The sequence below is a fragment of the Rathayibacter sp. AY1D2 genome (genome assembly GCF_002932695.1).
Lineage (GTDB): Bacteria > Actinomycetota > Actinomycetes > Actinomycetales > Microbacteriaceae > Rathayibacter.
Window position 1 is genome coordinate 1 of record NZ_PSVX01000046.1, and the last position, 22,491, is coordinate 22,491.

Below are 22,491 nucleotides of genomic sequence, written 5' to 3' on the forward strand. Positions count from 1 at the left end.
CACTGCACCCCTGCGGGCTCCTGGCCCGTCTCGCTCGGCCGATCCACCCGCTCCGGCGCCTGCGGCCCGCTGTCCCACGGTCGGCCAGGCCTTCGCCCCGTCGGAGCCGTCCGATGGCTGACTCCCCCCGCCGCGGAGCCCCCGCAGCCGACTCCGAGGCCGCCCGCGTCTACCGCCACCTCAAGGAGGTGTTCGGCGCCGACGGCCCGCGCCGCATCCGGAAGACCGTCGAGCGCGCCGAGCCCAAGGGCGACGCGATCCCGTTCGGCAAGGGCCGTGACCCGCACGACCTCGGCGACGTCCTCGACTCCCTCACCGTGAAGCTCGGCTGGACGGCGCCGCTGGCGCAGGGCGACCTGATGTCGTCGTGGACGGCGATCGCCGGCGAGGAGACCGCGAAGCACTCGACTCCGGTGGGCGTCGTCGACGGCGTGCTGACGGTCGCGTGCGAGTCCACGGCGTGGTCGACGCAGCTCCGGCTGATGCGGATCGAGATCATGAACCACATCGCCGTGAACTTCCCCGACGCGGGCATCGCGTCGATCCGTTTCCAGGGCCCGGACGTCCCGAACTGGAAAAAGGGTCCCAGGTCGATTCCAGGGCGTGGTCCGCGCGACACCTACGGCTGAGGACGCATTTTCGGTCGACCGCCGATCTTTCGCGCCTCAGATCGCCGTCCAGCGCTTCGGATCGACCCGGCACGCGGTAGAATGGAGGGCCGCCGAACCGCAGTGACGCCGCCGCGCGGGCGATCTCCAGATCACCGTGCGCGTCGCGACGGACCGTCAGAGGAGAACTCCACAGCTATGACTCACGAGCCGAACGACTCCACGTCACCCGCAGCGAACGACCTGGACGCGAACGGCTCAGCAGCCCCCTCCGCTCCGCACGAGAGCATGTCGACCAAGTCGTCCGGCGACTACGGCGCGAACCAGATCCAGGTCCTCGAGGGCCTCGAGGCGGTCCGCAAGCGCCCCGGCATGTACATCGGATCCACGGGTCCGCGCGGTCTGCACCACCTGGTCTACGAGATCGTCGACAACGCCGTCGACGAGGCGCTCGCGGGCTACTGCGACAACATCGAGATCCTGATGCGCGCCGACGGAGGCGTCACCGTCTCCGACAACGGCCGCGGCATCCCGGTCGACATGCACCCGACCGAGGGCATCTCCACGGTCGAGCTGGTCCTCACCGTGCTGCACGCCGGCGGCAAGTTCGGCGGCGGCGGCTACGCGGTCTCCGGCGGCCTGCACGGCGTCGGCTCCTCCGTGGTCAACGCGCTGTCGACGCGCCTCGACGTCGAGGTCAAGCGCCAGGGCGCCGTGTACCGGATGAGCTTCACCGACGGAGTGCCGGACGCCCCGCTCGAGAAGGGCGAGGCCAGCGACGAGACCGGCACGACGATCACCTTCTGGCCCAACGCCGGCATCTTCGAGACGGTCGAGTTCGACTACGAGACCCTGCGCGCGCGCTTCCAGCAGATGGCGTTCCTCAACAAGGGCCTGCGCATCGCGCTGACCGACCAGAACGAGGTCGAGTTCGAGGGGGAGGGCGAGAACGAGACCGAGGGAGACCGGACCGACGTCTTCCACTACGAGAAGGGCCTCGTCGACTACGTCGAGTACATCAACTCGCTGAAGAAGTCGGACCTCGTGCACTCCGAGATCATCGACTTCGAGTCCGAGGACACCGAGCGCCGCATCTCGCTCGAGGTCGCGATGCAGTGGACCACGGCCTACACCGAGAGCGTCCACACCTACGCCAACACCATCAACACCCACGAGGGCGGCACCCACGAGGAGGGCTTCCGCGCCGCGCTGACCACGCTGGTCAACCGCTACGCGCGCGCGAACAACCTGCTCAAGGAGAAGGACGAGAACCTCTCGGGCGACGACATCCGCGAGGGCCTCACCGCCGTCGTGTCGATCAAGCTCGGCGAGCCGCAGTTCGAGGGCCAGACCAAGACGAAGCTCGGCAACACCGAGGCGAAGGCGTTCGTGCAGCGCGTGGCCGGCGAGCAGCTTGCCGATTGGTTCGACCGCAACCCGAGCCAGGCCAAGGACATCATCCGCAAGGCGATCCAGGCGGCCTCGGCTCGCATGGCGGCGCGCAAGGCACGCGAGACCGCCCGCCGCAAGGGCCTGCTCGAGGGCGGCGGCATGCCGGGCAAGCTCAAGGACTGCCAGTCCAAGGATCCGTCGATCTCCGAGATCTTCATCGTCGAGGGCGACTCGGCGGGCGGATCCGCGGTGCAGGGCCGCAACCCCGAGACGCAGGCGATCCTCCCCCTCCGCGGCAAGATCCTCAACGTCGAGAAGGCGCGGCTCGACCGCGCTCTCGGCAACAACGAGGTCCAGGCGATGATCACGGCGTTCGGCGCCGGCATCGGCGAGGACTTCAACCCCGACAAGGCGCGGTACCACAAGATCATCCTGATGGCCGACGCCGACGTCGACGGCCAGCACATCACGACGCTGCTGCTGACGCTCCTCTTCCGCTACATGCGCCCGCTGATCGACCTCGGCTACGTCTACCTCGCGCAGCCGCCGCTGTACCGCCTCAAGTGGTCGAACTCCCCGCACGAGTACGTCTACAGCGACCGCGAGCGCGACGCCCTGATCGCGCACGGCTCGGCGACCAACAAGCGCATGCCCAAGGAGAACGGCATCCAGCGCTACAAGGGCCTCGGCGAGATGGACTACAAGGAGCTGTGGGAGACCACGATGGACCCCGCCACGCGGACCCTCCTCCAGGTCACGCTCGACGACGCGGCCGCGGCCGACGAGATCTTCTCCACCCTCATGGGCGAGGACGTCGAGTCCCGCCGCTCCTTCATCCAGAAGAATGCGAAGGACGTGCGCTTCCTCGACATCTAGCTGTCGAGGAAACGGACGTCCTTCGAGAGGCGGCGGCCGGGCGGTCCAGTGGACCGCCCTCGCGAGCATCTCGAACACGTGACGGCGGCCCTCGATGGGCCGCATCCTCGACCAGAACGCGACAGAGGCCCTCACCGGCCCGCACACCGACGACACACCTGACACCCAGCGCGACCGCCGCCCCCGCTCCTCCGGGGCACGGACCCACCTGAGAGACCAGAGACCATGGCAGAAGAACCCACCACCCCCACCGGCCCGGACGAGAGCGACGACATCGTCACCGAGACCGGTGTGGTGATCCACGGTCACGACAAGATCGAGCCGGTCGACCTGCAGCTCGAGATGCAGCGCTCCTACCTCGACTACGCGATGAGCGTCATCGTCGGGCGAGCCCTGCCGGAGGTGCGCGACGGCCTGAAGCCCGTGCACCGCCGCGTGATCTACGCCATGTACGACGGCGGCTACCGCCCCGACAAGGCGTTCTCGAAGTGCTCGCGCGTCGTCGGCGACGTGATGGGCCAGTTCCACCCGCACGGCGACTCCGCGATCTACGACGCGCTGGTCCGCCTGGTGCAGCCGTGGAGCCTCCGCTACCCGCTCGCGCTCGGCCAGGGCAATTTCGGCTCCCCCGGCAACGACGGTGCGGCCGCTCCCCGGTACACCGAGACCAAGATGGCGCCGCTCGCGCTCGAGATGGTCCGCGACATCGACAAGAACACCGTCGACTTCCAGGACAACTACGACGGCCGCACGCGCGAGCCGGCGATCCTGCCGGCCCGGTTCCCGAACCTGCTCGTCAACGGCTCCGTCGGCATCGCGGTCGGCATGGCGACCAACATCCCGCCGCACAACCTGCGCGAGGTCGCCGCCGGCGCCAAGTGGGCGCTCGAGAACCCGGACGCGACGCGCGAGGAGCTCCTCGAGGCGCTGCTGCAGCGGATCAAGGGACCCGACTTCCCCACCGGTGCGCAGATCCTCGGCGTCCGCGGCATCCAGGACGCGTACCGCACCGGCCGCGGCTCGATCACGATGCGCGCCGTCGTCTCCATCGAGGAGATCCAGGGCCGCACCTGCCTCGTCGTCACCGAGCTGCCGTACCAGGTGAACCCGGACAACCTGGCGATCAAGATCGCCGAGCTGGTCAAGGACGGGCGCGTCTCGGGCATCGCCGACATCCGCGACGAGACCTCCGGTCGCACCGGCCAGCGCCTCGTCGTCGTCCTCAAGCGCGACGCCGTGGCGAAGGTGGTGCTGAACAACCTCTACAAGCACACCCCGCTGCAGGAGAACTTCGGCGCGAACATGCTCGCCATCGTCGACGGCATCCCGCGCACGCTCTCGCTCGACGGCTTCATCCGCGCGTGGGTCGACCACCAGGTCGAGGTCATCGTGCGCCGAACCCAGTACCTCCTCGACGAGGCGGAGGCGCGGATCCACATCCTGCGCGGCTACCTCAAGGCGCTCGACGCGCTCGACGAGGTCATCGCCCTCATCCGCCGCTCCCCCACCGTGGAGGAGGCGCGCGACGGCCTCATGGAGCTGCTCGACATCGACGAGGTGCAGTCCCGCGCCATCCTCGACATGCAGCTGCGCCGCCTCGCGGCCCTCGAGCGCCAGAAGATCATCGACGAGCACGACCGGATCCAGGCCGAGATCGAGGACTACAAGTCGATCCTCGCGAGCCCCGAGCGCCAGCGCACGATCATCTCGGACGAGCTCGACGAGATCGTCGACCGCTTCGGCGACGACCGCCGCACCGAGATCCTCTTCGGGTTCGACGGCGACATGAGCGTCGAGGACCTGATCCCCGAGGAGGAGATGGTCGTCACCGTCACCCGCGGCGGCTACCTCAAGCGCACCCGGAGCGACTCCTACCGGGCGCAGCACCGCGGCGGCCGCGGCGTGCGCGGCGCGCAGCTGAAGGCCGACGACATCGTCGAGCACTTCTTCGTCACCACCACGCACCACTGGCTGCTGTTCTTCACGAACACCGGTCGCGTGTACCGCGCCAAGACCTACGAGCTGCAGGAGGCCGGCCGCGACGCCAAGGGCCAGCACATCGCGAACCTGCTCGCGCTCGAGCCGGGGGAGCAGATCGCGCAGATCCTCGACATCCGCGACTACGAGGCGGCCCGCTACCTCGTGCTCGCCACGCGCGACGGCCTCGTGAAGAAGACGGCCCTCTCGGAGTACGACACGAACCGCTCCGGCGGCATCATCGCGATCAAGCTGCGCGACGGCGACGAGCTCGTCTCGGCGCTCCTGGTCGAGGAGGACAGCGACGTGCTGCTGGTCTCCCGCAAGGGCATGTCGATCCGCTTCACCGCGTCCGACGAGGCGCTGCGTCCGATGGGCCGCTCCACCTCCGGAGTCCGCGGCATGTCGTTCCGCGGGGAGGACCGCCTCCTCGACGCGAACGTCGTCAGCGACGAGGGCTTCGTGTTCGTGGTCACCGAGGGCGGCTACGCCAAGCGCACCGCGGTCGACCAGTACCGCCTCCAGGGACGCGGCGGGCTGGGCATCAAGGTGGCCAAGCTGGAGGAGAAGCGCGGCGACCTCGTGGGCGCCATCATCACCGGAGAGGACGACGAGGTGCTCGTCGTGCTCGCCAGCGGCAAGGTGGTACGCTCTGCGGTGGCCGAGGTACCGGCCAAGGGTCGCGACACCATGGGAGTCGTCTTCGCACGATTCGCTGAGGACGACCGCATCATCGCACTCGCCAAGAACACCGAACGCAATCTCGACGCCCAGGACGAGGATCCCGACGCCGCGGCGCCGGCCGAGTCCGCTCCGGTGTCGGAGGAGGATGGGTCCGTAGATGAGTAGCACCGTCGCCGAGAAGCTCGCCAGGAAGTCCGCGAAGAGCCCGGCGGCGAAGCAGGTCCGCCTGAAGCTCGTCTACGTCGACTTCTGGTCGGCCGTGAAGCTCTCGTTCCTGCTGGGCCTGACGCTCGCGATCATCACGATCGTCGTCGTCTACCTGGTCTACACGGTCCTGGCTCAGACGGGAGTGTTCGACGAGGTCAACGGCCTTGTGCAGGACATCGCCGGCGCGGAGGCGTTCGACCTCAACACGATCATCTCGCTGCCGCAGGTCATGGGCTTCGCGATCGTCGTCGCGGTGCTGAACACCATCGTCACCACCGCGCTCGGCGCGATCGTGGCGCTGCTGTACAACCTCAGCGTCAAGATCACCGGCGGCCTCCTGGTGGGCTTCACCAACCAGTAGGGCGCACGGTCCGGCCGATTGGGATTCCTGCTCGATGTCGGGTAGAGTCTCCTCTGGCCATTCCGGGGGTATAGCTCAGGCGGTTAGAGCGCTTCACTGATAATGAAGAGGTCCCAGGTTCAAGTCCTGGTACCCCCACCCGGTCCGAACGGCCCGTCACCTCGCGGTGGCGGGCCGTTCGACTCTCGGAGACGGATCGCCCCGTCTCCGGCCCGGGGCCTTAGCTCAGTTGGTAGAGCGCCTGCTTTGCAAGCAGGATGTCAGGAGTTCGAATCTCCTAGGCTCCACACTTCCTCCCTCTCGCGGGTGCTTCCCCTTCGCCGGCCCTTCTGGTCCACCGGCGCACGGCACTCCGGGTCCTCCGCCGTCGCGGGGTCACCGTGTCGAGGTCTTCGGCGGCCCCTCCTGTCGCCGACCGTGCGGTCCCCGCGATCGAGGTCGCCACTCGGATGACCGAGTCGCCCGCTCAGCGGTCCACGCAGGCGAGGCCGAGGAACTGCTGGACCGAGAGGGTCTCGGACGTGCCGTCGCGGATGTCGCCGACGATGATCTCGCCGACGGAGAGCGTGTCGAACTGCTCGGCCGTGAAGACGACCGGGCGGGCGAGCACGGAGCGGTCGGTCGCGTAGGCGCCCAGCGCGAGGTCGACGCCGAGCGGGAACCGCTCGATCACCGTGTCGGCCGGCCAGACCGTGGATCCGGAGAGGTCGGTCGCGCCCAGCTGCGTGACCGGGGACGGGGAGACCCAGCGGGTGACCCTCCGCAGCCCGTCGCCGATGGTCAGGGGAGCGGAGTCGGAGGCGGCGAGGTCGAGGCCGTCGACGGACCCCGAGCATACGACGACGACCCCGAGGACCTCGCCTCGCTCGCCGCCCCGTCCGAGCCCGACCGCGGCCGTGGTCACCGGCTCCTCGGAGGCGCATCCCGAGAGCGCGAGGGCGCCGAGCAGAACGACGGTGCTCGCGAGCGCGGCACGACAGTGCATGGGTCCTCCCGCGGCCACCCTACGCGGGCAGCGCGAGGGCCAGAGCGGCGAGAGCCTGCGGAAGGGAGGGAGCGCCCTCCGCTCGGAAGACCACCTCTCCGGCCGTATCGCGCACGACGACGGTGGGGGTCGAGCGGATGCCGGCGGCCTCGGCCTCGACGGGGTGGAAGGCCACGTCGCGCTCGCGGATCTCGGCGGCGGGGACGAGCTCCGCGGCGCGCTCCAGCACCGAGCGCGCGGCATGGCAGGCGCCGCAGAAGGCGGAGGTGTAGAGCTCGACGATCACGACGAAGGGAACGCCGGGGCGCGGCCGGGGATTCCCGGGCACCGTCAGCGGAGGAGCCAGGCCTCGTTCATGGTGAGGGCCGCGTCGACGAGCTCGACGCGCTCCAGCTCCTCGACGTCGCTCAGGGGGAACCAGGCGGCGGCGTCCGTGGAGCCGTCCACCTCGTGCGTGAGCTCGCCGCCCACGATGCGGGCGCGGTAGACGACGCGGATGGCGTGCAGGGGGCCGGCCTCGGGATCGCTGCGGCGGTGCGCGGGGATCACGTGCGAGTCCACGCCGATGAGGGCGTCGAGCTCGGCACGGTAGCCCGTCTCCTCGAAGATCTCGCGGACCGCGGCGTCGGCGGGCGACTCGCCCTCGTCGATCCCGCCGCCCGGAAGCGTCCAGGCCGACCAGGGGCCCTGGCTCCAGTGCGCGAGCAGCATCCGCTCGCCGTCGATGATCACGCCGTACGCGGCGACCCGGATGTCCACCGCAGAAGCCTAACCCGGGCATGCGAAGGAGCCGGACCCCCTGAGGGGCCCGGCTCCAGCGACGAGAACGTCAGGAAGCGGTCGAGGCCGCGTTCTGCGCGGCGCTCTGCGGCTCGTCCTCGGCGACCCACAGCTCGTCGTCGGCGCGGAACGTCTGCCAGACGGCGTAGCCGATGCCGCCGACGGCGACCAGCGCGGCGCCGATCGCGAAGACCGTGCCGACCTTGCTCTTCTTCTTCGGCGGAGTGGTGAGCTCCTCCCAGCGCGCCTTCGAGATCTCGGCGAGCTTCGCGCGGTTCTTCGAGTCCTTGGCGGCCTCGAAGGCGGCGGCGGCCGTGCCGCCCACAGCGGCGAAGGTCGGGACGACCTTGTGCTTGTAGGCGTTGCGTGCCGAGGAGTACGTGCCCTCGACGGCCGAGACGCCGTTGTCGTAGACCGGCTTGACTCGCGAGTCGTACGTGTCCTTGACGAAGGGGACGAGCTCCTTCTTGGCGTACTTCGACGCGTGGCGGCGGCTCTTCTCGAGCACGGAGGCCGCGTGCGCCAGCACCTCCTGCTGCTCGCCCCAGACCGCCTCGGCGTTCTTGCGAAGACGCTTGAGGTCCTTCTTGTGCTTACGTGACAGACCCATGTTGGTCCTCCATCGGCTACGAGCAGCGAACGCCTCAATACTGCCACTCATCGATCGGCGTCCGCATCGCGCACCCAGCGCATTGACACCGGGCGTTGCAGGGGCCTACAGACGCGCTGTGCGAGAATCCGAGCATGCCTTTGCACACCGCAGTCGCGACGTTCCACACCAACAAGGGCGACATCGTCGTCAACCTCTACGGGAACCACGCTCCCAAGACGGTCCGCAACTTCGTCGGTCTCGCGACCGGCGACATCGAGTGGACCCACCCCGCCACGGGTGCGAAGACGAAGGAGCCGCTCTACAACGGCACCGTCTTCCACCGCATCATCCCCGACTTCATGCTCCAGGGCGGCGACCCGCTCGGTCAGGGCATCGGCGGCCCGGGGTACCAGTTCGACGACGAGATCAACTCGGAGCTCGACTTCACCCAGCCCTACATCCTCGCGATGGCGAACGCCGGCAAGCAGGCGGGCCGCGGCACCAACGGCTCGCAGTTCTTCATCACCGTGGCGCCGACCACCTGGCTCCAGGGCAAGCACACCATCTTCGGCGCCGTCGCCGACGAGGAGTCGAAGAAGCTCGTGCAGTCGCTCTCGGCTGTTCCCACCGACGGCCGTGACAAGCCGCTCGAGGACGTCGTGATCGAGAGCGTCGAGATCACCGAGGTCTGATCGCCTCATCCACCACTCATTCGAGGGCCGGGTCCGTCAGGGCCCGGCCCTCGTTCTCCCCGGAGGCACGTCCGTGACCCAGGTCCCGCCGAGCAGCACCTACTCCTGCTACCGACACCCCGACCGGCAGAGCTTCGTGCGCTGCCAGCGGTGCGGCCGCACCATCTGCGGCGAGTGCCAGACGCCCGCTCCGGTCGGCGTGATCTGCCCGGACGACATGGCGCAGCAGCGCGCCACCGCGCCGCGCACCCGCGGTCCCCTCCTCTCCCGCGTGCGGTCCATGACCCGCGCCGACCAGCCGACGGTGACCTACGCGATCATCGCGCTCTGCATCGTGCTGTGGATCGTCGAGATCCTCCCCTTCGTCGGCGGACCGGCGGTCAACGCGCTCCTGTACGCCCCCGCCTACACGCTCCCCGGCTTCGGCGCCGGCTTCGAGCCGTGGCGGATGCTCACTTCGGTGTTCCTCCACAGCACGTCGCTCTTCATCGTCATCCCGTTCCACCTGGTGCTGAACATGTACACGCTGTGGGTGTTCGGCATGGTGCTCGAGCGCATGCTGGGCCGCGGGCGCTACCTCACCCTCTTCCTCCTGAGCGGGTTCGCCGGATCGGTGGGCGTCCTGCTCCTCGCGAACCCGCTCACCCCGGTGATCGGCGCCTCCGGTGCGATCTTCGGGCTGATGGGCGCGTACCTGGTGATCCTCCGGCACCTGGGCGGTCAGGCGTCGCAGCTGCTGGTGCTGGTCGGACTGAACCTCGTCATCGGCTTCCTGCCCGGGATGAACGTGGCGTGGCAGGCGCACGTCGGCGGTCTGGTGGCCGGCGCGCTCATCGGGCTGGTCTTCACGAAGACCCGGCAGCGCGCCCAGCGGCGCACGCAGAACCTCCTCGTCGGGCTCATCGGAGTCGGACTGGTGGCGATCACCGCCGGCGCCTACGTCCTCGGCTGATCCCTCCCCCTCCCGCAGCGGCGGGTCCGGCAGTGCCTCGCGCACTCCCGGGCCCGCCGCTTCGTCGTTTCCGCGGCGACCGTCTCCACCGCTGTCCACAGGTGCTCTCAACAGGTGGGGAGGAAGTTATCCACAGAGTTGTTAACACTGGGGAGAACGTCCCGGGTGTCCTCCTCGGGAGGACGATCCGGGGACGGCGGCGCGTCCGAGGACCGGCGGACTGGTGCGGATCCGGGCCCTCCTCGCCTCGAGCAGGCCAGCGCGGCGGGGACCGCGGAGTTCTCCACAGGAGATTCCACAGCTGGGGATAATTACAGCGGTGTAGTTCTCCGGCGGACGGCCACCAGGGCCGTCGCCTCACGGTCGTCGTCGCGGTGCAGCGAGGTGGCGAACCCGGCCGCCTGGAACGCCGAGGCACTCGCCGCGGCCTGATCCGCGCCGACCTCGATCACGACGACGCCGTGGGGTGCGAGCCACGCCCCCGCCTCCTGAGCGATGCGGCGGTGCAGGGCGAGCCCATCCGACCCGCCGTCGAGCGTGAGCATCGGCTCGTGCACCCGGGCCTCCGGCGGCATGAGCGCGATCGCCGCGGTGGGGACGTAGGGGGCGTTGACGACCACGACGTCGATCCGCCCGCGCTCACTCCGGGGGAGCGCGTCGAAGAGGTCGCCCTCGTGGACGTCGGCGCGGCCTGCGAGCGTGCGGCGCGCGCAGGCGACGGCGGCGGGAGAGAGGTCGGCCGCGAGCAGGCGGACGTCCGGCCGCTCCTCCGCGATCGACCGTGCGAGGGCGCCGGATCCGCAGCAGAGGTCGAGCACCACGGCGCCGTCCGGGAGGACCTCCAGGGCGCAGTCGACCAGCCACTCGGTGCGCACGCGGGGCACGAAGACGCCGGGTGCGACGGGGACGCGCAGGCCGCGGAAGGCGACCCAGCCGAGGATCTGCTCGAGGGGCTCGCCCGTCTCGCGGCGACGGAGCATCAGCTCGAGGTCGGAGGAGGAGTCGGCGGCCTCCTCGAGCAGGCCCGCCTCCTCCTCGGCGAAGACGCAGCCGGCGGCGCGCAGACGCTCCACCGACGACGAACGCCCCGTCGGCGGACCGGACGGGGCGTCGTTCACGACTGGGGGAGGTTCAGCGCCAGCGCGTCGTCATCAGGAAGCCGATGAACGCGATGCCGAAGCCGATCAGGATGTTGAGGTTGCCGAGATCGGGGATCGGCAGGGTGCCCTGGCTCACGTAGAAGACGATGATCCAGGCGAGTCCGAGCAGCATGAAGCCGAACATCACCGGCTTGAACCAGACCGGATTCGGTGCGTTCTCGCCGGTCCGGGCCTCGTCGCGCTCGGGCTTCGGGCTCTTCGTCGCTCGTGCCATGCCGACCACTGTACCGGGCGGAGGCTCCGGGCCGGGAGCGTCGGGGCTGCGCGGGTGCTGTGCGGACTCGCGGAGCGGCCGGTGCGGGCGCTCGAGTGGTCCCATCGGCCCTCCTCAGGCGGCGACTCGGGAGGGCTCTCCACAGGTCCGGATCATGCGCCACAGCCGGTCACGGCTCGCGCCTAGACTCGTCGCATGACCGCCCAGAACCCCGACGGGGCGGCTCTGCGGCCGCGAGCGAAGCGACGGAGGGCCCGCCCGGTCCGACGACTCTCGTTCTTCGGAGTCGTCGGCGAGCTCCTGATGACCGCCGGCGTCCTGGTCCTGCTCTTCCTGGCCTGGCAGCTCTGGTGGAACGACGCGGTGATCGCGGGCCGGCAGACGACGCAGGCCGCGGAGCTCCGCGAGACCTGGGGCGACTCCTCTCCGGCACCGCAGCCGACCGAGGCCGCCCCGGCGGAGCCGGTCGTCGCGTCGGTCGCCGCCCTCGACACCTCCTTCGGCAACCTCTACATCCCCCGCTACGGCGAGGGGTGGGTGCGCACGATCGCCGAGGGCATCGACGCCGAGAACGTGCTCGACGAGGGGAGCATCGGCCACTACCCCGGGACGCAGATGCCCGGCCAGGCCGGCAACTTCGCGCTCGCCGCGCACCGCAGCGCGTACGGCGGAGGCATGCACCTGATCGACGAGCTCCAGCTCGGCGACCCGATCTACATCGAGACGGCGGACGGCTGGTACACCTACCGCTTCCGCAATCTCGAGTACGTCCAGCCCTCCGACGTCCAGGTGATCGACCCGGTTCCGTGGACTCCGGACGCGGCTCCGACCGATCGCCTGATCACGCTGACGAGCTGCAACCCGCTCTACTCGACGGCCGAGCGGATCATCGCGTACGGCGTCTTCGACTCGTTCCAGCCTCGGTCCGCGGGCGCCCCCGCCGAGATCGCCGCCTCGCTGGCTCAGGAGGGCTGACCGTGTATGCAGCGCTGTGGCGGCTCCTGCCCGGGCCGTGGTGGGTCCGGCTCCTGATCGTCCTCGTCCTCGTCGCGGCGGTCCTGGTCGCGCTCGACGAGTGGGTGTTCCCCTGGGTGCAGTCGCTCGTGCTCGACCGGAACGTGACCGTCGGCTCGTGACCGCCGGCGCGGCCCCGCGGATCCTGGTCGTCGACCACCACGACAGCTTCGTCTTCACGCTCGTCTCGTACCTCCGCGAGCTCGGTGCCGAGGTCGACGTGGTCGAGGGCGACGATCTCGGGACGACGGCGCTCCTGGCTCGCGCGGAGGAGGCGGACGGAGTCCTGGTCTCACCCGGGCCGGGCCGTCCCGGGGACGTCCCCGCGTCGACGGCGCTCGTGCAGCGGGCGGAGGCGACCGGGCGGCCGCTGCTCGGAGTCTGCCTCGGCCACCAGGTGCTCGCCCACGCTCTCGGCGCCCGCGTCACGGAGGCGCCGGAGCTGCTGCACGGCCGGACGTCCGCGGTCCTCCACGACGGAGATCCGCTCTTCGACGGCCTGCCCTCCGGATTCGCCGCGATGCGGTACCACTCGCTCGCGGTCGACGGTGAGAGCCTTCCCGAGGAGCTGCGGGTGACGGCGCGGACACCGGAGGGAGTGGTCATGGCCGTCCGGCACCGGAGTGCTCCGCTCGTGGGCGTGCAGTTCCATCCGGAGTCGGTCCTCACCGAGGGCGGGCGGCGCCTTCTCGAGAACTGGCTGCGCGAGGTGACGTCGATCCGGTCGTCCGTATCGGCCGACGACACGCCCGGACTCTCGATCCCGGCTCGGTGAGGCGGAATTCGCCGGGCTTATCGGGCTCGTTATCGAGTCGAGAGCATTGAGAATGATCAGCGACCACCGTCCCCCGAACGGGGATGCCGCCCTGAGTGCGTTCTCACGTAGAAATCCGCCATCTGACGGCTAAATGACGGTGGGCGGAGGAGAAAGCCGAGACAGGGTATGAGCGTGACCTTGTCCACCCCCTTGCGCACCCCCCGATCAGGTGGCGGGATTTGACGGGCTCCCGGCGGAGGATGCGGCCCCTTTTCCCTGCATAATCAGAGGGCGCCGACAGGGGGTCGGCGCCGCAGAAGAGAAGTCCGGGGGGACCTCATGGTCGCATCGATCTCCTGGGCTTTCTCGGGAATCCGAGAACTCGAGAATCTCGGACCGCGCATCGTCGTCAAACCCGGCACCGTTCCGAGCATCACCGGTTCGGGATTCGGCACCGCCGATCTGAGCGTCGTGCTGATGACGGTCTCGCCGTTGCGCGTCCTCCGCGGGACGTGGCCGGCCGACGACACCTCCTTCCTCACCTTCAGCTTCCTCATCGACGGCTTCGTGCGCATGGTCGCCCCGGACCGAACGGTGCTGCTGCGTCCGGGCTCGATCTCGTACCAGCAGGGGACGACGACGTTCACGACCGAGTCGACGACTCCGGCCACGATCCTCCACCTCTCGCTGCGCGCCGACGAGATGCGCCGCTACGGCTTCGACACGTCGGCCCCGGTCTACGCGCTCGATCCCGACGCCCGGTCCACCCGCGCCGCATACGCCTTCACGACCGCCTTCGCCCTCGCGGCGGAGTCCGGGACGGGGCTGCCCGGTGAGGGCGAGGTCACCGGCTTCGCCCACGTTGTCAAGCAGCTCCTCACCAGCGCGTTCCTCGCGGCGGCGAGCTCGCAGCCCGGCACCACGAGCGTCCGGGCCGCCACGCTCGGGCGCGCGCGCACGGTCATCGACCGGACGCACCGCACGCCACGCTGCACCCCGGAGGCGGTGGCCGACGCGGTCAACGTGTCCACCCGCTCCCTCCAGCGGCTCTTCGAGGACGCGGGCACCACGGTCGCGAGCGAGATCGAGCGCTCCCGGGTCGCCAGCGCCGTGGAGCTCCTGCGCCGCCGCCCGCGGGAGGTCCCGCTCGAGGCGATCGCCGCCGCGTCCGGATTCTCCTCGGCGGACCACCTCCGCCGTGCGCTCAAGCGCCGCGAGGGGCTCACCCCGAGCGACATCCGCGGCAGGATCGCACGCCCCGCCGACGGATCGGCAGCCGGCGAGGTCGTGCGGCTCCAGCCCCCGCTCGCCGACGCGCGCCGGGCGTAGCCGTTCACCTCGGGGCTGTCGGCCTCGCGGAGCATCGACCCGACGAGCAACGTCCGGACGAGCCCTTCTCGGCGTGCGGAGAAGCGGCCGGGCCTCCATCGGGCACCGTCGGCCGACGCCGCAGCCGCAGCGGGCTGCAGGCCGGGTCAGCCCGCGCAGTATCCGAGCTGGACGGTCGATCCCTGCGGGACGTCGCCCGGAGCCAGGGACTGGGTCGTGATGGGCGGGTTCGCCCGGGTCGCGTCGCAGGTCTCGTCCGGGACCTCGACCCCCACGAGCTGCAGCTTCTCGGAGGCGAGGGTGGCCAGCGCGCTGCTGAGGGACGTCCCGACGAGGTCGGGGAGCGTGACCTGGCCGGAGGAGACGGTGAGGTCGACCGGCGTGCCCGGGGCGACCTGCTGTCCCGCTCCGGGGGAGGCGGAGAGCACGACGTCGCCCGGGACGGTCGGCGAGTTCTCGCGGGTCTGGGAGCCCTCGACGAAGCCGACGGCGGTGAGCGCGTCGATCGCCTCGGCGAGGCTCTGCCCGACGGTGTCCGGCACGGCGACGGGCTGCGGACCCTGGGACACGACGATGCGGATGACCGTCTCGGGCGCGACGATCGTGCCTGAGCCCGGATCCGTGCGGATCACCTCGCCCTCGGGGACGGTCGAGCTGTACTCCGCGACCTGGCTCGGCACGAGATCGAGCTCGGTCAGGGTCGACTGGGCGCTGTCGTAGGTGGTCTCGGTGAGGGTGGGGACCTCGCGCGACTGTGACGGCAGCGTCGACGCGGGCTGGAGCGTCAGCACCCAGATCACGAGTGCGGCGACGATCACGGCCAGCACGACGATCGAGGACCAGATCCAGAGGACCGGTGGGCGGCGCTGGGTGCGGACGATCGAGTTGTCCTCGGCCAGCTGGCGGAGGGCGAGCTCGGAGTCGTTGACTCCGCCCTGGCTGCGGGCCGCGAAGAGCGAGGTGGTCAGCTCGTCGATCGGGCGGTGGTCGGGGAGGCGTCCGGCGGCGGCGTCGCGCAGGTCGTCGCGGAACTCCGCAGCTCCCTGGAAGCGCTCGTAGCGGTCCTTCGACAGTGCGCGGGCGACGACCGCGTCGAGCGCCGGCGTGACGGCCGGGTTGATGGAGCTCGGCGCCGGCGGCGTCTCGCTGACGTGCTGGTAGGCGACGGCCACCGGGGTGTCGCCGCGGAAGGGCGCACGGCCGGTGAGGAGCTCGAAGAGCACTATGCCGGCGGAGTAGAGGTCGCTGCGGGCGTCGACCTGCTCGCCCTTCGCCTGCTCGGGGGAGAAGTAGGCCGCGGTGCCGAGGATCGCCGTGGTCTGAGCGACCGTGGCGGCGGAGTCGGAGACGGCGCGGGCGATCCCGAAGTCCATCACCTTCACCTGGCCCGACGGGGTCAGCATGATGTTGCCGGGCTTGATGTCGCGGTGGACGACGCCTGCGCGGTGCGAGTACTCGAGGGCGGTGAGGATGCCCTCCGTGATGCGGACGGCCTCGTCCACGTCGAGGGGGCCCTCGGCGATCAGGTCCTTGAGGAGGCGGCCCTCGATGTGCTCCATGACGATGAAGGGCCGGCGCGACTCGGCGCCGTTGTCGTCGAGCGAGACCTCCTCGCCCGCATCGAAGACCCGGACGATCGTGGGGTGCGACATGCGCGACGCGGACTGCGCCTCCTGGCGGAACCGCAGGCGGAAGGCGGAGTCGGAGGAGAGGGAGAGCTTCAGCTCCTTGATGGCGACGGTGCGGCCGAGCCGGGTGTCGGTGCCGAGGTACACCTCGGACATCCCGCCGCGGCCGAGCCGGGGCCCGACCTGGTACCGTCCCGCGATCAGGCGACCCTCATCCGTCACGCGCACGCTCCCGCCCTGTACTTCCGTGTGGTGCGGCCCCGAGGAGCCACGGCAAGTGTACCTATGGGCCCCTGGTGTTCCGGGCGGGGGCGCGACGCGACGGCCGCGAGTCGCCGGGCCGGAGCGGTGCCCCGACCCGGCGCGCCGCCGCTACTCGGAGGGGGTGGGCGTCGAGGTGGCCTTCGAGGTGGGGGTCGGCGCCGGGGTCGGAGCCGGCTCCTCGACGGTGACGGAGAGGGTGGGCGAGGCCGCCGACTCCGACTCGCCGCAGAGCACGGTGTACGTGACGTCGATCGTGCCCGCCGTGGTGCCGGCCTGGATCGTCGCGGTCGTCGAGTTCGACGGGTTGGTGCTCGTCACGCTCGCGCCCTCACCGGTCGCGGTCACCCGGTAACCGCTCACGGAGGTTCCGCTCGGGCACTGGTTGTAGTTGCTCCAGGTGACGTTGAACGTCGCGCCCGCCTCGACGCTGGAGGCGGCGGGGGTGACGGTCGGCACGGCGGTCGGTGCGTCCGGGGTCGCGACCTCGGTGAAGACGGAGACCTCGATGGTCGTGCCCTTCACCACGTTCGCGGTGGGGTTCACGTCCTCGACGAGTCCGACCTGCTCGGCGGTGGGGGCGCTCGGGCCGTCCGCGCGGCGGACGCCCATGCCCAGGGCCTCGAGCTCGGTCTCGACGTCGTCGAAGGAGCGCCCGACGTAGTCGGCCTTGTCGATGACGACCGTGTTCGAGGTCGGCGTCGGCGTGGGACTCGGAGTCTCGGACGGCGTCGGCGACGGGGCCGTGCTGGTCGTCGCGGTGGGGGAGGCGGCCGGGTCGCTGCTCCCGCCGGTCGTCAGGGCGAAGATCGTGCCCGCGATGACGACGGCGAGGATCACGATGAGGGCGATCAGCGGCCAGGTCCAGGGGCTGCGCCTGCGCGGCTCCTCGGAGGCCTCGAGCGGCTCCTCGATCGGCACGAACGGAGCGGCGGCCGCGGCCGCGGGCGCGCCGGAGGGGAGCACCGTGGTCGCCTGCGTCGCGCCCTGGTTGGAGGGGAGGACCGTGGTCGCCTGCGTCGCGGGCAGGTCGCTGAGGACCGCGGGGACGGCCAGCGCCGCTCCGCGCACGTCGCCCGAGCGCAGCGCCTGGGCCGCCCGCGCGAGGTGCGCGGCGGTGGCGGGGCGGTCGGCCGGCTTCTTGGCGATGCAGGAGTAGACGAGATTGCGCACCGGCTCCGCGACCGTGACCGGCAGCTCCGGCGGGGTGTCGTTGATCTGCGCCATCGCGATGGCGACCTGCGACTCGCCCGTGAAGGGGCGGCGCCCGGCCAGGCACTCGTAGGCGACGATGCCCAGCGAGTAGATGTCGGTGGCGGGGGAGGCGGGCTGGCCGCTCGCCTGCTCCGGGGACAGGTACTGGACCGTGCCCATGACCTGCCCGGTCGCCGTCAGCGGGACCTGGTCGGCGATGCGCGCGATGCCGAAGTCGGTGATCTTGACGCGGCCGTCCGGCGTGATGAGCAGGTTGCCCGGCTTCACATCGCGGTGCACGAGGCCCGCGGCGTGCGCGGCGTGCAGGGCGAGCGCGGTCTGCGCGACGATGTCGAGGACCTTGTCGGTCGAGAGGACGCGCTCGCGCTCGAGGACGGTCGAGAGCGCCTCGCCGGGGACGAGCTCCATGACCAGGTAGGCCGAGCCGTCCTCCTCGCCGTAGTCGTAGACGTTGGCGATGCCCTCGTGGTTGACCAGCGCCGCGTGGCGGGCCTCGGCGCGGAAGCGCTCGAGGAAGCCGGGGTCGCCGAGGTACTCGTCCTTCAGGATCTTGATCGCGATGGTGCGGCCGATGACGAGATCGGTCGCCTGCCACACCTCTCCCATGCCGCCGATGGCGATCCGGGACTGCAGCTCGTAGCGTCCCCCGAAGGTGAGGCCTGTCGTGGGTCTCATTTGTTCAGCACCGCCTCTAGTACCTGTTGTCCGATGGGTGCGGCGATCAGGTTGCCGTACCCGGTCTGGCCGAGCCCTCCACCGTTCTCCACGAGCACGGTGATGGCGTACTGCGGGTCGTCCGCAGGCGCGAAGCCGGTGAACCAGAGGGTGTACGGGTCGTCCCCGCCGTTCTCGGCGGTGCCGGTCTTACCGGCCACAGTGACGCCCCCTATTGTTGCATTCGTCGCCGCGCCGCCCTGGACGCTGGCGACCATCATCGCCTCGACGGCGTCCGCGGTCTGCGTGCTCACCGCCCGGCCGAGCGACTTCTCCTGGAACTGCTGCAGCACGCTGAGGTCCTGCGAGCGGATCGAGTCGACCAGGTTCGGCTGCATCACCTCGCCGCCGTTCGCGATCGCCGCGGAGACCATGGCGATCTGCAGCGGCGTCGCGCGCACCTCGTACTGCCCGAAGGCGGTGAGGGCCGTCTGGGCGTCGTCCGTCTTCGTCGGGTAGGTGCTCGCCTCGACCGACATCGGGATCTCGAGCTCGGTGTCGAAGCCGAACTTCTCGGCCTGGGAGCGGATCGCGTCCGCTCCCAGCTGCACGCCCATCTCGGCCATCGGGACGTTGCAGGAGAGCGAGACGGCGGTGGCCAGCGTGACCGTCTCTCCGGAGCCGCAGAGACCGCCTCCGGAGTTGATCACCTGCGACGAGGAGCCGGGCAGCGTGTACGACTCGACGTTGGGGAAGCTCGAGTCGGCCGTGAAGCGGCCGGACTCGAGGGCGGCCGAGGCCACGACGAGCTTGAAGACGGAGCCGGGCGGATTGAGCGAGCCGCCGATCGCCCGGTTCACGAGGGGCTCGGAGGAGTCGTCGTTCAGCGCCCGGTAGGCGGCGAGGACGTCGTCGGTGTCGTGGGAGGCCAGCGCGGTGGGATCGAAGGTGGGCTTCGAGACCATCGCGAGGATGCGGCCGGTGGCCGGCTCCGTCACGACGACGGCCCCCGTGTAGTCGCCGAGCGCGTCGAAGGCGGCCTGCTGGGCGACCGGGTCGATCGAGAGCTCGACCGACGCGCCCTTCGGGTCCTGGCCCGTGACGAGGTTGTTGATCTCGTCGAAGAACTGCGAGTTCGAGGTGCCCGAGAGGTAGTCGTTGAGCGTGCGCTCGATGCCGGTGGTGCCCTGGTTCAGGGTGAAGTAGCCGGTCACGGCGGAGTAGAGCGGGCCGTTCGCGTACTGCCGCTGGAACTTGTAGAGGTCGTCCGACGGCGTCGAGGAGGCGATCGGCTGACCGCCGGCGAGGATCGCGCCGCGCTCGGTCGAGAAGCTCTCGTAGAGGGTCCGCGTGTTGCGGCCGTCCTCGTCGAGGGAGTCGGCCTGGATCACCTGGATGGTGGTGGTGGAGAGGAAGAGGGCCACGAACATCGTCAGCACGACGAGGCTCACCCGTTTGAGTTCTCGGTTCATCGACGGATCACACCACCAGACGAGGCTGACTGCGGACTGTGTCGGACAGGCGCAGCAGCACCGCCACGATCATCCAGTTCGCCACGAGGGAGGAGCCGCCGGCGGCGAGGAACGGCGTGGTCAGGCCGGTCAGCGGGATGACGCGGGTGACGCCTCCGATGACGATGAAGCACTGCAGGGCGATCACGAACGAGAGGCCGACTCCCAGGAGGCGCCCGAAGTCGTCCTGCCCGGCGAAGCCGATGCGGAACCCGCGCGAGACCAGCAGGAGGTAGAGCCCGAAGATCGCGAAGAGCCCGGCGAGGCCCAGCTCCTCGCCGAGGCTGGCGATGATGTAGTCGGACTGCGGGACCGGCGTGAGATCCGGCATCCCCTGGCCGAGGCCCGTGCCGAGCAGTCCGCCGTGCGCGAGGCCGAAGAGGCCCTGCACGAGCTGGTAGCTGCCGCCCGGATCCGCCCCGTAGCGCTCGGCGCTGAAGGGCTCGAGCCAGTTGGCGAAGCGGTTGCCCACGTAGTCGAGCGTCTGGCTCGCCAGCAGCGCGCCGCCGAGGAACAGGCCGACGCCGATGAGGACCCAGCTGGTGCGGCCGGTCGCGACGTAGAGCATGACCAGGAACAGGCCGAAGTAGAGCAGCGCCGTCCCCAGGTCGCGCTGGAAGACGATGACGCCCATCGTGACCGCCCAGACCACCAGGATCGGGCCGAGGTCGCGCAGGCGCGGGAAGCGCATCCCGAGGACGGTGCGGCCCACCATCGAGAGAGAGTCGCGGTTGCGCACGAGGTAGCCGGCGAAGAAGACCGCGAGGGCGATCTTGGCGATCTCGCCGGGCTGGAAGCTCGCCACGTCGCCGATCCCGATCCAGACGCGCGCGCCGCTGACCTCACGGCCGATGAAGGGCAGGAGCGGCAGCAGGAGCAGCACGATCGCCGCGAACCCGGCGACGTAGGTGTAGCGGAACAGCACGCGGTGGTTGCGGATGACCAGCAGCACCACGATCGCCGCCACGACGGCCAGGGCGCTCCAGAAGATCTGCCGCACCGCCACCGACTCCCAGCCGGTCGCGCCGTCGGCGATGTCGATCCGGTAGATCTCGGCGACGCCCAGGCCGTTCAGCACGGTGGCGATCGGGAGGAGGAAGGGGTCGGCCGCCGGGGCCGCGAAGCGCAGCACGACGTGCACGGCGAGCACGAGCGCCGAGAGGCCGGCGCCCAGCGAGACCAGCGTGGTGTCGATCGAGCCGAGGGCGCCGAGCTGCACGAGCACGATCGCGCCGGCATCGATGAGGCACGCGCCGATCAGGAGCAGGAGCTCGAGATTGCGCAGCTTCTGGCGGAAGAAGCCCTGCCGCTCGGGGGCGGGGCGGGCGGTGGCCGTGGCGGCGTCCGTCATGGTGCTCCGTTCGCGTCCGTGAGGCGCTCGACGATGTCGACCGCGCCGGCGTAGGAGTCGGCGCTGATCGTCTGCTCCAGCTGCTCGACGTCGTAGGCGCGGAGGGAGTCGAGCGGGATTCCCGTGTCCTCCTTCACCTCCGAGAGCGAGAGCGGGCCGACCGACTGCTGGATGCCCTGGTAGATGATCACGGTGTCCCCGTCGGTGCCGACGTAGAAGCGGGACTGCGTCCAGTCGTAGGCGAAGAGGATCCCGAGGAATCCGATGATGAGTACGAGGGACAGGCCGACGAGCCAGGTGATGCGGCGGCGCAGGTGCCGGCGGCGGTCCTCCTCGATCAGCTCGTCGAGGTAGTCCTCGGACGCGGGCTCGAAGTGGGTGGGGCCCTGCGCGGCGGGAGCCCGGGTGTGCAGGCGGAGGCCGGGGATCCGGACGCGGTTCTGCGAGTCGTCGGTGCTGAAGGGCGTGGGTGCGGCGGCGGATCCGACGACCACCGGCTCCTCCACGGGGGCGAGGATGCGCGCGGTGTCGCCCGCCCCGGGGATGTCGAGGACGACGACGGTGACGTTGTCCGGGGCGCCGTGCGAGAGGCTGTCGCGGATCAGGCGGTCGGCCACCTGCTGCGCGGTCTCGTCGCGGCTGAGCTCCTTGAGGATCTCGTCGTGCGGGACGACGCCGGAGAGGCCGTCGGAGCAGATCAGCCAGCGGTCGTGCGGCTCGGTCTCGAGCGTGAGCGTGTCGATCTCGGGGTTGGTGTGCACATCGCCGAGGACCCGCATCAGGACGGAGCGGCGCGGATGCGTCATCGCCTCCTCCTCCGTGATGCGGCCGGAGTCGACGAGGCGCTGCACGAAAGTGTGGTCGGTCGTGACCTGCTCGAGCCGGCCGTCGCGGAGGACGTAGATGCGGGAGTCGCCGATGTGCGCGATCGCCACCGACTCGCCGACGCGGGCGATCGCGCTGACGGTGGTGCCCATGCCGGTGAGCTCGGGGTGGTCGACGACGGCGTCGGCCAGCAGGGTGTTGGCCGCCAGCAGGGTGCGCTTGAGCTCGTCCTCGGCCTCGTAGGTGGAGGCGTAGACGCGGTCGGCCTCCGCGATGCGCTTGATCGCGATGGAGGAGGCGACGTCGCCGCCCGCGTGACCGCCCATGCCGTCGGCGACGACGAAGAGCTGCCGGCCCGCGTAGCCGGAGTCCTGGTTGTTGGAGCGGATCCTGCCGACGTGCGAGACGGCGGCGCTCTCGCGCACCGCGCCGTGGCCGGAGCCGCTCTCCGGAGTGGGGGCCACGC

General features: G+C 70.4%; 21 protein-coding genes and 2 tRNA genes. 12 read left to right on the forward strand and 11 right to left on the reverse strand.

The features are described from left to right. Positions 1–113 precede the first annotated feature (113 nt). The 6 genes from C5D04_RS12505 (at position 114) to C5D04_RS12530 (ending at position 6,392) form a co-directional block, all read left to right on the forward strand. Entirely contained in the window at positions 114–629 is a 516-nt protein-coding gene (locus C5D04_RS12505) for a DUF721 domain-containing protein (RefSeq protein WP_104347782.1), read from the forward strand. A 267-nt stretch (positions 630–896) separates the two neighbouring features. Beyond that, complete coding sequence (gyrB, locus tag C5D04_RS12510) at positions 897–2,876, forward strand: DNA topoisomerase (ATP-hydrolyzing) subunit B (protein WP_208543372.1); 1,980 nt, start codon at positions 897–899, stop codon at positions 2,874–2,876. A gap of 225 nt (positions 2,877–3,101) precedes the next feature. Next, positions 3,102–5,702, forward strand: coding sequence for a DNA gyrase subunit A (gyrA, locus tag C5D04_RS12515; protein WP_104222674.1), 2,601 nt, complete (start codon positions 3,102–3,104; stop codon positions 5,700–5,702). Further along, entirely contained in the window at positions 5,695–6,105 is a 411-nt protein-coding gene (locus C5D04_RS12520) for a DUF3566 domain-containing protein (protein ID WP_104222673.1), read from the forward strand. The genes gyrA and C5D04_RS12520 overlap by 8 nt, the downstream gene beginning before the upstream one ends. 64 nt (positions 6,106–6,169) lie before the next feature. After that, positions 6,170–6,243, forward strand: a tRNA-Ile gene (locus C5D04_RS12525). A 76-nt stretch (positions 6,244–6,319) separates the two neighbouring features. Next, a tRNA-Ala gene (locus tag C5D04_RS12530) sits at positions 6,320–6,392 on the forward strand. Between the two features lie 179 nt (positions 6,393–6,571). Here the strand turns inward: C5D04_RS12530 and C5D04_RS12535 are convergent. From C5D04_RS12535 to C5D04_RS12550, 4 genes are all read right to left on the reverse strand, one after another. Then, positions 6,572–7,090 (reverse strand): hypothetical protein, encoded by a 519-nt coding sequence (locus C5D04_RS12535; protein ID WP_104291949.1) that lies wholly within the window; start codon positions 7,088–7,090, stop codon positions 6,572–6,574. Positions 7,091–7,109: 19 nt separating this feature from the next. Further along, on the reverse strand, positions 7,110–7,418 hold the full coding sequence (locus C5D04_RS12540) for a thioredoxin family protein (RefSeq protein ID WP_258059325.1): 309 nt from the start codon (positions 7,416–7,418) through the stop codon (positions 7,110–7,112). Between the two features lie 2 nt (positions 7,419–7,420). Further along, complete coding sequence (locus tag C5D04_RS12545; protein WP_104291950.1) at positions 7,421–7,849, reverse strand: NUDIX hydrolase; 429 nt, start codon at positions 7,847–7,849, stop codon at positions 7,421–7,423. A 70-nt stretch (positions 7,850–7,919) separates the two neighbouring features. Next, positions 7,920–8,480, reverse strand: a complete 561-nt coding sequence (locus C5D04_RS12550) for a hypothetical protein (RefSeq protein ID WP_104232995.1) — start codon at positions 8,478–8,480, stop codon at positions 7,920–7,922. Positions 8,481–8,614: 134 nt separating this feature from the next. On the opposite strand from C5D04_RS12550, the gene C5D04_RS12555 reads away from it, so the two are divergent. Together C5D04_RS12555 and C5D04_RS12560 are read left to right on the forward strand one after the other, a co-directional pair. After that, positions 8,615–9,154, forward strand: a complete 540-nt coding sequence (locus tag C5D04_RS12555; RefSeq protein WP_104222669.1) for a peptidylprolyl isomerase — start codon at positions 8,615–8,617, stop codon at positions 9,152–9,154. A gap of 73 nt (positions 9,155–9,227) precedes the next feature. Further along, a complete protein-coding gene (locus tag C5D04_RS12560; RefSeq protein ID WP_104250251.1) occupies positions 9,228–10,106 on the forward strand; it encodes a rhomboid family intramembrane serine protease in 879 nt (292 codons plus the stop codon). 311 nt (positions 10,107–10,417) lie between these two features. Here the strand turns inward: C5D04_RS12560 and C5D04_RS12565 are convergent, their stop codons facing one another. Together C5D04_RS12565 and C5D04_RS12570 are read right to left on the reverse strand one after the other, a co-directional pair. Next, positions 10,418–11,179 carry a putative protein N(5)-glutamine methyltransferase gene (locus tag C5D04_RS12565; RefSeq protein WP_104250252.1) on the reverse strand — a complete coding sequence of 254 codons (762 nt, stop codon included), beginning with the start codon at positions 11,177–11,179 and terminating at the stop codon, positions 10,418–10,420. A 58-nt stretch (positions 11,180–11,237) separates the two neighbouring features. Further along, a complete protein-coding gene (locus C5D04_RS12570; protein ID WP_104222667.1) occupies positions 11,238–11,480 on the reverse strand; it encodes a cell division protein CrgA in 243 nt (80 codons plus the stop codon). A gap of 195 nt (positions 11,481–11,675) precedes the next feature. Here C5D04_RS12570 and C5D04_RS12575 point away from each other — a divergent pair, with 195 nt between their 5' ends. The 4 genes from C5D04_RS12575 (at position 11,676) to C5D04_RS12585 (ending at position 14,580) form a co-directional block, all read left to right on the forward strand. Continuing rightward, the gene (locus C5D04_RS12575) at positions 11,676–12,455 is read left to right on the forward strand and encodes a class E sortase (RefSeq protein ID WP_104232997.1); all 780 of its coding nucleotides are present in this window, start codon (positions 11,676–11,678) and stop codon (positions 12,453–12,455) included. A 2-nt stretch (positions 12,456–12,457) separates the two neighbouring features. Further along, positions 12,458–12,616, forward strand: a complete 159-nt coding sequence (locus C5D04_RS18290) for a hypothetical protein (RefSeq protein ID WP_167299010.1) — start codon at positions 12,458–12,460, stop codon at positions 12,614–12,616. After that, positions 12,613–13,269: an aminodeoxychorismate/anthranilate synthase component II gene (locus C5D04_RS12580; protein WP_104257946.1), complete on the forward strand. Its 657-nt coding sequence runs from the start codon at positions 12,613–12,615 to the stop codon at positions 13,267–13,269. The genes C5D04_RS18290 and C5D04_RS12580 overlap by 4 nt, the downstream gene beginning before the upstream one ends. A 321-nt stretch (positions 13,270–13,590) precedes the next feature. After that, complete coding sequence (locus tag C5D04_RS12585) at positions 13,591–14,580, forward strand: helix-turn-helix domain-containing protein (protein WP_104222664.1); 990 nt, start codon at positions 13,591–13,593, stop codon at positions 14,578–14,580. A gap of 146 nt (positions 14,581–14,726) precedes the next feature. Here the strand turns inward: C5D04_RS12585 and pknB are convergent, their stop codons facing one another. The 5 genes from pknB to C5D04_RS12610 form a co-directional block, all read right to left on the reverse strand. Next, positions 14,727–16,430, reverse strand: coding sequence for a Stk1 family PASTA domain-containing Ser/Thr kinase (pknB, locus tag C5D04_RS12590; RefSeq protein ID WP_104222663.1), 1,704 nt, complete (start codon positions 16,428–16,430; stop codon positions 14,727–14,729). 150 nt (positions 16,431–16,580) lie between these two features. Beyond that, positions 16,581–18,359 (reverse strand): protein kinase, encoded by a 1,779-nt coding sequence (locus C5D04_RS12595; RefSeq protein WP_104273226.1) that lies wholly within the window; start codon positions 18,357–18,359, stop codon positions 16,581–16,583. Further along, complete coding sequence (locus C5D04_RS12600) at positions 18,356–19,810, reverse strand: penicillin-binding protein 2 (protein ID WP_104225778.1); 1,455 nt, start codon at positions 19,808–19,810, stop codon at positions 18,356–18,358. The genes C5D04_RS12595 and C5D04_RS12600 overlap by 4 nt, the downstream gene beginning before the upstream one ends. Positions 19,811–19,817: 7 nt before the next feature. Further along, a complete protein-coding gene (locus C5D04_RS12605) occupies positions 19,818–21,200 on the reverse strand; it encodes an FtsW/RodA/SpoVE family cell cycle protein (protein ID WP_104225777.1) in 1,383 nt (460 codons plus the stop codon). Further along, a complete protein-coding gene (locus C5D04_RS12610) occupies positions 21,197–22,489 on the reverse strand; it encodes a Stp1/IreP family PP2C-type Ser/Thr phosphatase (protein ID WP_244229533.1) in 1,293 nt (430 codons plus the stop codon). The genes C5D04_RS12605 and C5D04_RS12610 overlap by 4 nt, the downstream gene beginning before the upstream one ends. Between the last annotated feature and the right edge of the window lie 2 nt (positions 22,490–22,491).

Coding starts and splice junctions, on each gene's coding strand:
- C5D04_RS12505 (WP_104347782.1), top strand. CDS start 114: ATGGCTGACTCCCCCCGCCGCGGAGCCCCCGCAGCCGACTCCGAGGCC.
- gyrB (WP_208543372.1), top strand. CDS start 897: ATGTCGACCAAGTCGTCCGGCGACTACGGCGCGAACCAGATCCAGGTC.
- gyrA (WP_104222674.1), top strand. CDS start 3,102: ATGGCAGAAGAACCCACCACCCCCACCGGCCCGGACGAGAGCGACGAC.
- C5D04_RS12520 (WP_104222673.1), top strand. CDS start 5,695: ATGAGTAGCACCGTCGCCGAGAAGCTCGCCAGGAAGTCCGCGAAGAGC.
- C5D04_RS12535 (WP_104291949.1), bottom strand. CDS start 7,090: ATGCACTGTCGTGCCGCGCTCGCGAGCACCGTCGTTCTGCTCGGCGCC.
- C5D04_RS12550 (WP_104232995.1), bottom strand. CDS start 8,480: ATGGGTCTGTCACGTAAGCACAAGAAGGACCTCAAGCGTCTTCGCAAG.
- C5D04_RS12555 (WP_104222669.1), top strand. CDS start 8,615: ATGCCTTTGCACACCGCAGTCGCGACGTTCCACACCAACAAGGGCGAC.
- C5D04_RS12570 (WP_104222667.1), bottom strand. CDS start 11,480: ATGGCACGAGCGACGAAGAGCCCGAAGCCCGAGCGCGACGAGGCCCGG.
- C5D04_RS12575 (WP_104232997.1), top strand. CDS start 11,676: ATGACCGCCCAGAACCCCGACGGGGCGGCTCTGCGGCCGCGAGCGAAG.
- C5D04_RS12585 (WP_104222664.1), top strand. CDS start 13,591: ATGGTCGCATCGATCTCCTGGGCTTTCTCGGGAATCCGAGAACTCGAG.
- C5D04_RS12595 (WP_104273226.1), bottom strand. CDS start 18,359: ATGAGACCCACGACAGGCCTCACCTTCGGGGGACGCTACGAGCTGCAG.
- C5D04_RS12600 (WP_104225778.1), bottom strand. CDS start 19,810: ATGAACCGAGAACTCAAACGGGTGAGCCTCGTCGTGCTGACGATGTTC.
- C5D04_RS12605 (WP_104225777.1), bottom strand. CDS start 21,200: ATGACGGACGCCGCCACGGCCACCGCCCGCCCCGCCCCCGAGCGGCAG.